The organism is Rhodococcus sp. SJ-2, assembly GCF_053750035.1.
In genome coordinates this window covers 674,015-687,432 of the sequence record NZ_CM132340.1, presented here as the reverse complement: position 1 = coordinate 687,432, position 13,418 = coordinate 674,015, and the positions used below count along the sequence as shown (strand labels likewise).

Sequence of the window (13,418 nt, the reverse complement as noted above, 5' to 3'; positions counted from 1 at the left end):
CTCTATCCGATCACGAGAAGGGGGGTGCCCGGCGCGACCCTCGCGCCCGGTGTGACGAGTACCTTCAGGACTGTTCCTGCCCGCTCACTGCGGATGGGCATCTCGAGCTTCATGGCCTCGAGGATCACGACGGTGGTGTCGAGGCCGACGATCTCACCTTCGGCGACCTCGACGCGCCATACGTTGCCGACGAGCGACGCCGCGACGACGGTGGACCCGTCGGGCATTCCGGTAAGCGGGTCGACCGTGGTGGAGACCTCGATCGGCACGGTTTCGATGCGGTCGAACTCGCCGGAGTCGTGCCACGCTTTCTTCTCGATCTCGAATGCGGCGGACTGCTTCGCGTCGAACTCCGCGATGGACTCGGCGTTGTTCTCCAGGAATCGGAGATGGTCGGCCAATGCGAACGTTCCCTCCGAGATGTCGGCGTCGAAGCGTCCGGCCGCCGAGGCAGCCCGGTACTCGAGCAATTGCTCCGGGGAGACGGGCTCCCAGACGATGCGGTCGAAGAACCGGAACAGCCAGGGTTTGCCGTCCTCGAACGGCCCCGACTGCCGGTAGCCGGACCAGATCGGCACCGTACGGCCGACGAGCTGATAGCCGCCCGGCGACTCCATTCCGTAGACGCACAGGTACTTGCCGCCGATGCCCACGGCATCCGACGGTGTCCACGTCCGGGCCGGGTTGTACTTGGTGGTCACGAGCCGATGCCGAGGATCGAGCGGAACTGCCAGAGGCGCACCGAGATACACGTCACCGAGACCGAGAACGAGATACTCGGCATCGAACACGGTGTCGCGAACCTCGTCCACCGACCCGAGACCGTTGATGCGGCGGATGAACTCGATGTTGGAGGGGAGCCACGGCGCGCTGTCGCGCACGCCGCTGCGATAGCGGGACAGCGCCTCGGAGATGGACGGATCGTCGAACGACAGCGGCAGCCGGACGGTGCGGCTGGGCACCACGAGATCATGGGTCGGCGGCAGTTCGGCTTCGAGATCCTGGAGTACGCCGAGCAACCGGTACTGGGGGAGGACGTCCGGGTCGAAATGGATGTGCAACGACCGCACACCCGGGGTGACGTCGATGATGCCGGACGCTTGCGTTGCGGTGAGCGCTTCGGACAATGCGTGGACCCGCATACGCAGGCCGAGATCGAGAGTCCTCTCGCCGTACTCGACAAGGATGTTGTCGTCGCCGCCGCGCAGGTACACCACCTCGGGCCTGTCGAACATCGAGTCGAAGTGGCCGAGGCGTCCGCCGTCGAGAGTCGTGCGCGGTGCGAACGGTGGCACATCGACGGTGCAGTTCGCGCCGTGCCGGAGAGCGATGGCGTCCTCATCGGAGACCGGCACGAACCGCACCGAATCGCCCGGACGGATCTGGCCGAGCTTCCAGCGATGTCCCGACACCACGGTGAGGGGACACGCGAAACCGCCGAGGCTCGGCCCATCGGGTCCCAACAGGATCGGTGTATCGCCGGAGACGTTGAGTGCCCCGATACTGTACGGATTGTCGTGCAGATTCGACGGATGCAGTCCGGCATCGCCGCCATCGCTGCGCGACCAGGCGGGCTTGGGACCATCCAGCCGGAGTCCTGTCCTGTTCGCGTGCGCCTGCACCGTCCATGTCGTGTCGTAGAACTGCGCCATGTCCTCGCGGGTGAAGTAGTCGGGCGCGGGCTGGGGGCCTTCGGTGACAGCAAGATGCCAGGTGTGAGCGAACTCGGGTCGGCGGTCTGCGGGTACGGGTGCCGGAGCGGCGGCTGCGGTGGGGTCCGCAAGGCCCAGCACGTCACCGGTAGCGACCGCCGCGCCGGTCGGTCCACCGAAACCGCCGAGCGTGAAGGTGGCGGCGCTGCCGTGGACGAGTGGCACATCGAGGCCGCCGCGCACCGCCACATAGGTGCGCAGGCCAGCGTCGGCCGGGGTTCCGACGTCGAGCACCGCACCAGCGGAGACCGCGATCGGTTCCCACATGGGCACGGGCTCACCGTCGAGCGTGACGTCGGCCGGCGCTCCGGTTACGCACACGATGGTGTCGTCCGAGAAGCTCAGTCGCGGTCCCTGGAGCGTGCATTCGAATCCCGGAGCACCTTCGACATTGCCGACCGCGATGTTCGCAGCGCGAAACGACAGGTCGTCCATCGGCCCGGACGGGGGAATCCCGACCTCCCACAATCCCGTTCGCCCCGGAAAGTCCTGAACGGTGGTCATGGTGCCTGCGCGCAGCACGTCGATCCGACGTCCGATGCCGGAGACACCCGCGAGTGTTGCCGTGCTGTGCTCGGCGCGCAGGACCGATTCATCAGAACAGATCTGCTGCAGCAGAGAAAGATTCGTCTGCACGCCGTACACGCTGGTGTCGTCGAGGGCTTCTGCCAGTCCGGCGAACGCGGTGCGGCGTGATTCGCCGCGTACGATCACCTTCGCGATCATCGGATCGTAGAAAGAGCTGACCTCGGTACCGGTATCGACCCAGGTCTCGACGCGGGTGTGCGCGGGGAACTCGACGTGCGTGAGCAAGCCGGAACTGGGCCGGTGCTCCCGTCCTGGGTCTTCCGCATACACGCGGGCCTCCACTGCGTGTCCCGTGATCTCGGGCCCCGAATCCGGAATTGCGTCGAGCAACGTCGCCTCGCCACCGGCGAGCCGGAGCATCCACTCGACGAGATCCACTCCGGTCACTTCTTCGGTGACCGGATGTTCCACCTGCAGGCGGGTGTTCATCTCGAGGAACGACACTTCGTCGCGCGAGGTGTCGTATACGAACTCGACCGTGCCTGCGGAACGATACTGCACCGATGACGCAAGCGCCCGCGACGACGAGAGCATCTGCTCGACGAGTTCGTCGGGCAGATTCGGTGCGGGTGCTTCCTCGACCACCTTCTGGTTGCGTCGCTGCAGTGAGCAGTCGCGCGTGCCGAGGCTGACCGTGCGGCCCAGGCCGTCGCCGAAGACCTGCACTTCGACGTGGCGGGCGTGCACGATGAACCGTTCGAGGAAGACTCCCGAGGACGAGAAGTTCGCCGACGCCAGTCGCAGCACGCGGTCGTATGCTTCGCGGAGGTCGTCGGGGTGGAGACAGGCCTGCATTCCGATACCGCCGCCGCCACCGACGGCCTTGAGCATCACCGGATACCCGATTTCGTCGGCCGCGGCGAGCGCGTCCTCGAGGGAGGCGAGGAGCCCGCTTCCGGCGACCAGGGGAACTCCCACCGCGCGTGCGGCTTCGCGCGCTGTGTGTTTGTCGCCGAACACGCTCAGCTGGTGGGCAGTCGGGCCGACGAACACGATGCCTGCGGCTTCGCATGCGGCGGCGAACTCGGCATTCTCGGAGAGGAAGCCGTAGCCAGGATGGATCGCGCCGGCACCGGAAGTGAGTGCCGCCTCGATCACGCGGTTGGCCCGGAGATAAGATTCCGAGGCAGGCGCAGGACCGAGACGTACTGCCATATCGGCAGATTCGACGTGTGCGGCGGATGCGTCGGCATCCGAATAGACCGCCACCGTCTTCAGCCCGAGCAGGTGCGCGGTGCGCATGATGCGGCAGGCGATCTCACCGCGATTCGCGACCAGAAGGGTATCGAATCCGAATGCCACGGCGTGCTCCTTCGAAATTGGCGGGCGAACAGGATTCACATCGAGAAATGCAGAAGTGGTTGTGCCACCCCTGTATCCGCCGTTGTGGACACTGTTGTATACGCTATGAGCCCGGTGTTTCGTCCCGGTTTCCTGCGGTAAAGCGTCGGTTAGGAAGAGCTGTCACCGTTGATACCGGGTGGAGCGCACGATGCAGGAATAGCCCGCACGTCAGGAGGGGGAAGCGTTACTCGCCGCCGAAATCGCGATCGAGTCGAAGCACACCGATGGTGGTGGCGAGGCCGTCGTACTGGGTGACAAGGAGGCAGAATTCGATCATGCGCCGGTCGTCGAAGAACTGCGCGAGCGCCGACCACGTCTCATCGGTGAGGTTCCGAGTGCCGACCAATTCGTCCACGGCCGTCAGGACTGCGCGCTGCCGTCGGCTCAGGCTCTCTGCGGACGGCCCGGTGACGATCCGTTCGCGCATCTCGTCGGTGATTCCGGCTCGCGCGCCGAGGCGCGTGTGATGGTCGAATTCGTAGTCGCAGGCCCGCAAGTGAGCCACACGCAAGATGACCATCTCCGCTTCGAAGCGGCTCAGCTTGCCGAACGGCATCAGCATGCCCGAATAGTGCAGCCAGCCCCGGAACAGCCGGCCCGATCGGCCCAGAGTGCTGAACAGATGTGCGTCGTCCGTGCCCGCGACGCGGGACAGTGCCTTCCACGCAACCCAGTTGATCGGGCCGAGTTCCTTCAACCGTCCGGGCTGGATTCGTGGCGTCACGGTCGTAGTGTGCACGAACGTCGCGCATCAGTCACGTGCGACACGTACTCGTCAGTCCCGCAGTGCTTGCGCGAAGCGGGCCATCGCGCGTGCTTCCTCGGCCCGTCGGATCACGACGGCCCTGGAGGTATCGATGTGGCCGAGCAGGACCCGGTGAGCTTCGTCCAGTTTCCCGTCGAGAAGTAGTTCGGCCACCTCGATGTGTTCGTCGATGGTCGCAGTCATGCGGTCCGGAGTAAGGTAATCGAACATTCGCACCGGCCGGACCTTGCCGTTCACCGTAGCGAGGGCGTCACACAACGCGCGGTTTCCGGATGCTGCGAGCACTGCCAGGTGATACCGCTCGTCGAGGGCCACGAAACCGGCATCGGGCGCGGGCGGGTCGGCACGCAGCGTGTGCCAGAAGTCCAGTTCCTTGCCGAGGACGGCCGGATCGTGACGGATCGCCGGATTGTCGAGTGCCCGGCGGATTCCGTGAAGTTCGAGGGTGATGCGCAGTTCGTACAGGTCGGCAAGGTCGTCGAAGCGCGGACGGTACGGGAACAGTCCACCGGCGCGCCGTTCGACGAGCCCGTCGGAGACCAACCTGGCCAACGCCTCCCGTACCGGTGTCCGCGATACCTCGTAGCGATCCGCGAGCTTCTCCTCGCCGAGTCGCTCGTCCGCTGCCAAGGCGCCGGACATCAGGTCGTCGCGCAACGATCGATATACCCGATCGCGGTGAGTTGCGGTTGTCATCAGATCGCCATCGCTTCACGCACGGTGCGTGCGGCCTCGGTGCCACCGGCGCCGGTGGAAGTGACGCGGCCGGACTCGACGACGTAGTAGCGCAGGGCGTTGTCGAGCGCGAATCCGATGTGCTGTTCGACGAGCAGCACGCCGAGGTCGCCCGAGCGGCTCAGCTCGACGATGGTGTTCTCGATCTCCGCGACGACCGACGGCTGGATGCCCTCGGTGGGTTCATCGAGAATGAGCATGCGCGGCTCGGTGATGAGCGCTCGGGCGATGGCGAGTTGTTGTCGCTGGCCGCCGGATAGAAGACCTGCGCGCTGGTCGAGAAGCGGGACGAGAGCAGGGAAGAGATCGAGCATATTCGCGATCAGGTTCCTGCCGTTCCTGCGTCCGTCGGCGACGACCTGCAGGTTCTCGGAACAGGTGAGCTGACCGAACGACTGCTGGCCCTGCGGCACGTACGCGAGTCCGCGCGCAACACGGGCGGCGGGGCGCAGTCCTGTGATGTCCTCGCCGTCGAAGAGGATCTTTCCTCGCGTGACGGGCAACAACCCGACCGCGGCACGCAGCAGCGTCGTCTTGCCTGCGCCGTTGTGGCCCATCACCGCGACCACTCCGTCGGAGGGGACTTCGAGGGACAGTCCGTGGATGATCTCTGTGCGTCCGTATGCGACATGCACGTCGACGAATTCGAGCATCTCACGCCTCCTGTGCTGCGGCGGTGGTCCCGAGGTAGACCTCCTGGACCTGCGGGTTGTTCTGTACTTCGTCGACGGTGCCGTCGGCGATGACCTTTCCGCGGGCGAGCACCGTCACCGAGGTCGCGAACGCGCGCATGAAGTCCATGTCGTGTTCGACGACGACCACGGTGCGCTGCGCGCCGATTCGGCGGAGCAATTGCCCGGTCTCTTCGCGTTCCTCGCCGCTCATACCTGCGACAGGCTCGTCGAGGAGGAGCACGTCGGCGTTCTGCACGAGCAGCATCCCGATCTCGAGCCACTGCTTCTGGCCGTGGGCGAGGATCCCTGCGGGTGTATCGCGGTGTGTGGTGAGGCCGATCGTCTCGAGGGCCTGCTCGATCTCGGGCAGGACCTCCTTGCGTCGGCGGAGCAGCTGCCACGGTGAGCGGCCTGCGCCTGCGGCGATGTCGAGATTCTGCAGCACCGACAGTTCCTCGAACACCGACGCGGTCTGGAAGGTGCGGCCGACGCCGAGACGCGCGATCTTGTGAGTCTTTCTGCCGAGCAGTTCGATACCGGATCTGGTGACCGACCCGGTCGCGGAGACGAGACCGGTGACAGCGTCGACGAGTGTCGTCTTGCCTGCGCCGTTGGGGCCGATGAGGAACCGCAGGTCGCCCTGGAACAGCGTCAGGTCGACGCCGTCGACGGCAGTGAACCCGTCGAATTCGACACGCAGGTCGCAGATTTCGAGGTACTCGGCGGACATACCTGCGTTGCCGCCGTATTCGGGTGCGCTCATCGGGCAGGCTCCAATTCGGGTTCGGACGAGGACGTCGTCGGGTCGTCGGTGGAATCCGCCTTCGCGCGACGTCGGCGGAGCTTGGCGAGCCCGGCGATCCCCGCGGGAAAGAAACCGATGACGACGATGAACAGGAGTGCCTGAGCGTAGGTCCAAGCCGACGGGAAGCTCTCGGACAGGGCGGTTTGGGCCCATGCGACCCCGATCGCACCGAGGACGGGGCCGAGCAAAGTGGTGCGGCCGCCGATCGCGACACCGATGAGGAAGGCGATCGAGGGGACGATCCCGATGTCGGCGGGGGAGATGATGCCTACGATCGGAACGAACATCGCGCCTGCGATCCCGGCGAAGAATGCGGCCACGGTGTAAGCGACCACCTTGATGTTGGCGGGGTCGTATCCGAGGAATCGGACTCGCTCCTCCTGGTCGCGGACTGCGACGAGCAGTTCACCGTAGCGGGACTGCATGAGCTGCCGGGTCGCGGCAACGACGAGGAGCAGGATCGCGGCGACGATGAAGAAGAGCATCCGTTTGTTCACGGGATCGGCCAGGTCGAAACCGAAGAAACTTCGGAAACGGTTGAGGCCGTTGGATCCTCCGGTCGACTGCTGACCGACGAGCAGGATCGCGAAGGCGGCGGCGAGCGCCTGCGAGAGGATCGCGAAGTAGGCACCCTTGACGCGTCGTTTGAAGACGCCGAGGCCGAGAAGCAGTGCTACGAGGGCTGGGACCAGGGCGATCGCGAGGATGGTCACCAGGGGCGAGGAGAACGGAACCCAGTATGCGGGTAGTTCGCGGATGCCTGCGATCTGCATGAAATCGGGGACGGTGTCGCCGCGGAGCTCGGCGTCGGCCATCTTCAGATGCATCGCCATGATATAGGCGCCGAGTCCGAAGAACACGCCTTGACCGAGGGTGAGCATGCCGCCGCGGCCCCACGCGAGTCCGATGCCCACGGCCACGATCGCGAAGCACAGGAACTTGCCGAGCAGTCCGAGGCGAAAGTCGGACAGCGCGGCGGGGGCGACGCCGAACAGCATCAGTGCGGCGAGAGTGAATCCGGCGGCGGTGCGCACGGGTCCGGGGCGGGTGAGGTCGCGGGCGTGGAAGGTCATCGACATCAGACCAGGCTCCTTGTCTTGACCGCGAACAGGCCCTGCGGGCGGGCCTGGAGGAAGATCACGATGAGCACGAACACGATCACCTTCGCGATCGAGGCGGTGGTCGAGTACTCGATGAACGAGTTGAGCAGGCCGAGGGCGACTGCGGCGATGACGGCACCTTCGATTCGGCCGAGACCACCGATGACGACGACGAGAAACGCGTCGATGAGATAGGCGGACCCGATGGTCGGACTGGTCGATCCGATGAGCGTCAACGCCACGCCGGCGAGGCCCGCGAGTCCGGATCCGATGAAGAAGGTGGTCAGGTCGGTGCGGCGCGACGAGATCCCGACCGTTTCCGCGAGGTCGCGGTTCTGCACGACCGCACGGATCCGCCGTCCCATCGGTGTGTACTTCATCGTGGTGATCAGGGCGACCACACACACTGTGGCGAGAACGAGGATGAACAGGCGGGTTTTCGGGACCACCGCGCCGAGGATCTCGATACCGCCGGAAAGCCATTCCGGTGCAACAACGTTGACGGCGGGTGCGCCGAAGATGTCGCGGGCGAGTTGCTGGAGGAGCAGACCGACGCCGAAGGTGACGAGCAGCGTGTCCAGCGGGCGGTGGTACATCCGCCTGATGAGGGTGACCTCCAGGAGGACTCCGAGTGCGCCGCCGACGAGGAAACCGACGAGGAGAGAAACGAACAGGGAGACTCCGGCGGACGAGATCACCTGTTGCACCACGAAAGCGGTGTAACTACCGGCCATGATGAATTCGCCGTGGGCCATGTTGATGACGCCCATCTGACCGAACGTCAGCGACAGCCCCAGTGCTGCCAGCAGCAGGATCGAACCGATACTCAATCCTGTGAACAACTGTCCTGCAACAATATCCATATCGGTACTCCTCGTCGACGGTGGTACCGGTCAGTTCCCGGAGAGGGATGCGGCCCAGTCGTAGGTCTCGAGGTACGGGTCGGGGTCGACCGGTCCGTCGGACTCCCAGATCGTGTAGATCAGACCGTCACCGCGGATCTCACCGATGCGGGCGGTCTTGGTGATGTGGTGGTTGTCACCGTCGATCGTCACGGTGCCTTCGGGTGCCTCGAAGCTCACCCCGTCGGCCGCTTCCTGGATCGCTGCGACATCGAACGATCCGGCCTTCTCGACGGTGTTCTTCCACAGGAACACCGAGGTGTAGGCGGCTTCCATGGGGTCGGACGTCGGCTTCGCGTCACCGTACTTCGCCTTGTATGCCTCGACGAACGAGGTGTTCTCGGGCGTGTCGACTGTCTGGTAGTAGTTCCACGCGGTGAGCTGGCCCTCGATGTTCTGCGCGCCGATACCCACGACCTCTTCTTCGGCGATCGAGACCGACACGACGGGCATGTCAGCGGCCTTCAGGCCTGCGTTCGTGTACTCGCGGAAGAAAGCGACGTTGGAATCACCGTTGAGCGTGTTGAACACGGCATCGGCGTCGGCGGTGCGAACCTTGTTGACGATGGTGGAGAAGTCGGTCGAGCCGAGCGGGGTGTAGTCCTCGCCCTTGATCTCGATGCCGTTCGCATCGGCGTAGGCGCGGATGATCCGGTTGGCCGTCTGCGGGAAAACGTAGTCGCTACCCACCAGATACAGGGACTTCACGCCCTGCTCCTTCAGGTAGTCGAGGGCGGGGACGATCTGCTGATTGGTTGTCGCCCCGGTGTAGAAGATGTTCGACGACGACTCGAGCCCCTCGTATTGGACGGGGTAGTACAGCAACGAGTTCCGGTCCTCGAACACCGGAAGCATCGCTTTGCGGCTCGACGAGGTCCAACCGCCGAACACCGCCGCGACACAGTCGGAGCTGATGAGCTTCTCCGCCTTCTCGGCAAACACGGTGGGCTCGGACGCGCCGTCTTCGGCAACGATCTGGATCTGCTTGCCGAGCACACCGCCGTCGGCGTTGATCTGCTCTACTGCCAGCGCAATCGAGTCGCGCACGGTGACCTCGGAGATTGCCATGGTTCCGGACAGTGAGTTCAAGGAACCGATCTTGATGCTGTCACCGGAGGTGTCGACGCACGATGTCCCGTCAGAGACGGATGCATTCGCTGTGGAGGTGTCCGCCGCCTTGCTTCCGCACGCGGTGAGGGTGAGGCCGACGGCGACCAGCGCTGCGGCGCTCGTGGCGAACTTGGTTCGGGCAACTGTCATGGGGTGTCCTTCGTGGAAGGGGACCGGGCGGCGTATACAGCGCTGTATCCGTGGGTCCATACCCTAGGTGGGTGTTGTTGCGCCGGAGTGTCTTCCAGTGACCGTTCCGTGAAGTTGATGACACCGGTGTTACGACATGCTCACATCGGCCCGCGAGTGTCGAGCAGGCCGATGCGCGAGTCCGAAGCCGGTCGCTGTTACGTCTGTTCATCGCTGCCACGATTCGAATGCGATCGTGGCAGGCAAACTTACGTGCGAGGAGTTATGCAGGCTCGAGGACGGAGCCCATGACCCGCTCGACCGTTATTTCGATGACGACGCGTCGAGGATTGGGTCTGGGTTGCCGGTAGCGGGCCGCGTACCGGCGCTCGGCGTCGATGACGGAGTCGGCGTCGCGGGCCACGCGTGCCGGGCCTTCCAGAGTCAGCCAGCGTCGACCGTCTATCTGACTGACGGCAGCGTATCCGCCGCGCTCGGCGTTGAGAGCCTTCTGTGTGCCCTCGGACGTGATGATTCGCGCCGACCTCGTTGTGGCGTCCCACGTGAATCCGACCGCGACGACGTGCGGGGTCCCGTCCTTGCGCGACGTCGTCAGGGTCGCGAGGTGGTACTCGGAGAGGAACTCGAGGGCCTTGTCGCCCAGCGTGTCGGGGGTGCGTGCCATGAGGAGAAAGAGTACTCAGCGCACGAGGTACGGCGAGACAGAGCTGCGGTGTTCGTTGATGTCGATGTCCTTACCGAGGGGCGGGAACGCACGTTGCGGACAGTTCATCCGCTCGCACACGCGGCAGCCTGAACCGATCGGAGTGCCGGGGTTCGATTCGTCGAGGTCGAGGCCTTCCGCGTAGACGAGCCGGTGCGCATGGCGTAGTTCGCAGCCGAGGCCGATCGCAAAAGTTTTCGACGGCTGCCCGAAGCGCGCGGCACGGCGTTCGACGGTGCGTGCGACCCACAGGTAGCGGCGACCGTCGGGCATCTGCGCGATCTGCGTCATGATCTTGCCCGGGTACGCGAAGGTTTCGTACACGTTCCACAACGGGCAGGTGCCACCGCTCGTCGAGAAGTGGAAACCGGTGGCGGATTGCCGCTTGGACATGTTGCCTGCCCTGTCGACGCGTACGAACGAGAACGGCACACCGCGCAGTTTCGGGCGTTGCAGGGTCGAAAGGCGGTGCGCGACCGTTTCGTAACTCTGTCCGTAGAACGCCGAGAGGCGTTCGATGTCGTAGCGGAAGTCCTCGGCGATCTCGTGGAACTGGGAATAGGGGAGGATCAGTGCTGCTGCGAAGTAGTTGGCGAGTCCGAGCCGTGCGAGGGTGCGCGACGGGTCGCTGGTGAAGCCGCCGTCGTCGACGAGCTTGTCGATGAGATCGCCGCACTCGAGGTAGGCGAGTTCGGTCGAGAGTTTGAACACCTGCTGTCCTCCCGACAGCTGCGGTGCGATCTCGAGGACTCGGGTCTCGGGGTCGTAGCGGTGCAGGACGTTCTCGCCGAGATCGATTCGTTTGACGACCTGTACGTCGTGGAGTGCAGCCATGCGTTTGGCGATCTCGCCGCCGACATCACCTCGATGGAATCGGATCCGGTTGGCGAGCTCCTCGGCGGCGGTGTCGAGTTCGTGGAGGTAATTCTGTCGCTGATAGAAGTAGTCGCGAACTTCTTCGTGCGGCATCGTGATCGCACCGCTTCCGCTGCCATCGCTGTAGCGGTCCTCTGTCGCGGCGGCGAGCTGCGCGGTGGTGTTGCGGAATCGGCGGTGCATGTTGACCATCGCGCGTGCCAGACCGGGATGAGCGGTGACCATCTCGGCGATCTCCTGCGCGTCGGCCTCGATCCCCATTTCCTGGTCGAGCGCGACCTCACGCATCTCGGCGATCAAGCGCGTATCGTCCTGCGACGAGAAGAACGTCGTGTCGACGCCGAACACTTCGCTGATCCGTAGCAGCACCGGCACGGTCAGGGGACGGACGTCGTGTTCGATCTGGTTGAGATAGCTCGCAGAGATTTCGAGTGTCTTGGCGAGTGCGGCTTGGCTGAGTCCACGCTCGGTCCGTAGCTGGCGCAAGCGGGCGCCGACGTAGGTCTTGGCCATTCGCCCAGCGTAAGGCGGTTCTACCAGCTTTGCAATGTAGGGTTCGCAACACGGCTAAGGAACAGGTGCGTGCTCGCTCTCGAGGCCGAGCCATGAGCCGGGCGCGAATGCTTCGAAATGGATCGATGCCGGGGACAGACCTGCGCCGATCAGTTCACGACGGATCGACCGCATGAAGTCGATCGGTCCGCACACATACGTCTGCGCGTTCGAAGGTAACGGGACGCGGGTGAGCGGGTTCCTTCCGTCCTCGTGCTCCCCGTCGAAATCGGTATAGCGCAGGAACAACTGCGAGTTGGGTAGTGACTTCGCCACCGCGCTGAACTCGATGCGCCGTACGTGTTCGTATGCGGACCTCTCCACGTGGATGATGGTCACCTCCCGGCCGGGGTTGTACGTGGCCAGATACTGGAGTGTCGCGAGGGTGTTGGTGACGCCGATTCCGGCAGACACCAGGAGCAACGGGCGGTTGTCGTCGCTGTCGACGACGACTCCGCCGAACGGCTGTGAAATGGTGAGCTGGTCTCCTTCCTCCACCTGGTCCACGAGGATCGGTGACACCAGCCCGCCCGGCACCCGTTTGATGGACAGGGCCCACTCACCGGTTTGGCGACCATGGGTCACCGTGTACTGGCGGATCTGTTCCGTCCTGTCCGCGAAGCGGATGCGGACCGAGGTGTATTGGCCGGGACGATGTATGCGGAACGGTTTGCCATCGAGGGGGCGCAGGAACAGGGTTGCGGAGTGCTGGCCGTCGTACTCGCGCGCGGCTACCAGCGCTTGCCTCCACACCTGGCCGGCGGCCACACCCGCGTGCCGGTACAGCTGTGACTCCTGTTCGGCCAGGGAGTTGGCCATCAGGGAGTAGACCTCGTTCCAAGCCGTTGCGACCTGGGGCGTGACGGCGTCGCCGAGGACCTCCACGATCGCAGCGAACAGGTGGGTGCGCACGACCTCGTAGAGGTCGGATGTCACGCCCAGCGACGCATGCTTGGCGGCGATTCGGCTCATGATCGCGTCGATATCGTCGGGTTCCTGCGTCACGAGCAGCGTTGCGAAGGAGGCAACGGAGCTCGCGAGTGCCTGTTGTTGCGAGCGATCGGCTTGATTCGCGCTGTTGAACAGGTTTGTGCGCAGAGAGGGGACTGCGGCAAACAGTTTCTCGTAGAAGACCTCGGAGATCACGCCGATGTGTGCCCCGACCACGGGCAGGGTCATCTCGACGATCGGACGCGACGTGGCTGAAAGGATGACTGCTCCTCGGTTGTGCGGATGTCAACCGAAGCAGGAGGCGCGCAGCACTCTGCGCGACCGGCCCCGATCCGGTCGTGCGGCACATCGTACGACTGAGCAGGGTGCTTTCAAGGTCATTTACATGGCGTGTGCAGGCCTGGAGGTGTTGTGAAGAAGGTCACATCGGGGAACCGTAGCGGGTCTCTG

At 64.6% G+C, this 13,418-nt stretch carries 11 protein-coding genes; all 11 read right to left on the bottom strand.

Features of this window, described 5'->3' with window-relative positions:
- Positions 1–2: 2 nt before the first annotated feature.
- Positions 3–3,542, bottom strand: coding sequence for an urea carboxylase (uca, locus tag ACSYG9_RS03240; RefSeq protein ID WP_454842857.1), 3,540 nt, complete (start codon positions 3,540–3,542; stop codon positions 3–5).
- A 286-nt stretch (positions 3,543–3,828) separates the two neighbouring features.
- A complete protein-coding gene (locus ACSYG9_RS03235; RefSeq protein ID WP_440125783.1) occupies positions 3,829–4,368 on the bottom strand; it encodes a carboxymuconolactone decarboxylase family protein in 540 nt (179 codons plus the stop codon).
- Between the two features lie 51 nt (positions 4,369–4,419).
- Positions 4,420–5,106 carry a GntR family transcriptional regulator gene (locus tag ACSYG9_RS03230; protein WP_440125782.1) on the bottom strand — a complete coding sequence of 229 codons (687 nt, stop codon included), beginning with the start codon at positions 5,104–5,106 and terminating at the stop codon, positions 4,420–4,422.
- Complete coding sequence (gene urtE, locus ACSYG9_RS03225) at positions 5,106–5,798, bottom strand: urea ABC transporter ATP-binding subunit UrtE (protein WP_440125781.1); 693 nt, start codon at positions 5,796–5,798, stop codon at positions 5,106–5,108. The genes ACSYG9_RS03230 and urtE overlap by 1 nt, the downstream gene beginning before the upstream one ends.
- Position 5,799: 1 nt before the next feature.
- Positions 5,800–6,582, bottom strand: coding sequence for an urea ABC transporter ATP-binding protein UrtD (gene urtD, locus ACSYG9_RS03220; protein ID WP_454841139.1), 783 nt, complete (start codon positions 6,580–6,582; stop codon positions 5,800–5,802).
- A complete protein-coding gene (gene urtC, locus ACSYG9_RS03215; RefSeq protein WP_440125779.1) occupies positions 6,579–7,703 on the bottom strand; it encodes an urea ABC transporter permease subunit UrtC in 1,125 nt (374 codons plus the stop codon). The genes urtD and urtC overlap by 4 nt, the downstream gene beginning before the upstream one ends.
- Entirely contained in the window at positions 7,703–8,587 is an 885-nt protein-coding gene (gene urtB / locus ACSYG9_RS03210; protein ID WP_454841138.1) for an urea ABC transporter permease subunit UrtB, read from the bottom strand. Before urtB ends, urtC begins: the two co-directional genes overlap by 1 nt.
- A gap of 30 nt (positions 8,588–8,617) precedes the next feature.
- Positions 8,618–9,886 carry an urea ABC transporter substrate-binding protein gene (urtA, locus tag ACSYG9_RS03205; protein ID WP_440125777.1) on the bottom strand — a complete coding sequence of 423 codons (1,269 nt, stop codon included), beginning with the start codon at positions 9,884–9,886 and terminating at the stop codon, positions 8,618–8,620.
- Positions 9,887–10,148: 262 nt separating this feature from the next.
- Complete coding sequence (locus ACSYG9_RS03200; protein WP_440125776.1) at positions 10,149–10,550, bottom strand: TIGR03618 family F420-dependent PPOX class oxidoreductase; 402 nt, start codon at positions 10,548–10,550, stop codon at positions 10,149–10,151.
- Positions 10,551–10,565: 15 nt separating this feature from the next.
- Positions 10,566–11,978, bottom strand: coding sequence for an acetate metabolism transcriptional regulator RamB (ramB, locus tag ACSYG9_RS03195; RefSeq protein ID WP_440125775.1), 1,413 nt, complete (start codon positions 11,976–11,978; stop codon positions 10,566–10,568).
- Between the two features lie 54 nt (positions 11,979–12,032).
- A complete protein-coding gene (locus ACSYG9_RS03190) occupies positions 12,033–13,196 on the bottom strand; it encodes a globin domain-containing protein (protein WP_440125774.1) in 1,164 nt (387 codons plus the stop codon).
- Positions 13,197–13,418 lie beyond the last annotated feature (222 nt).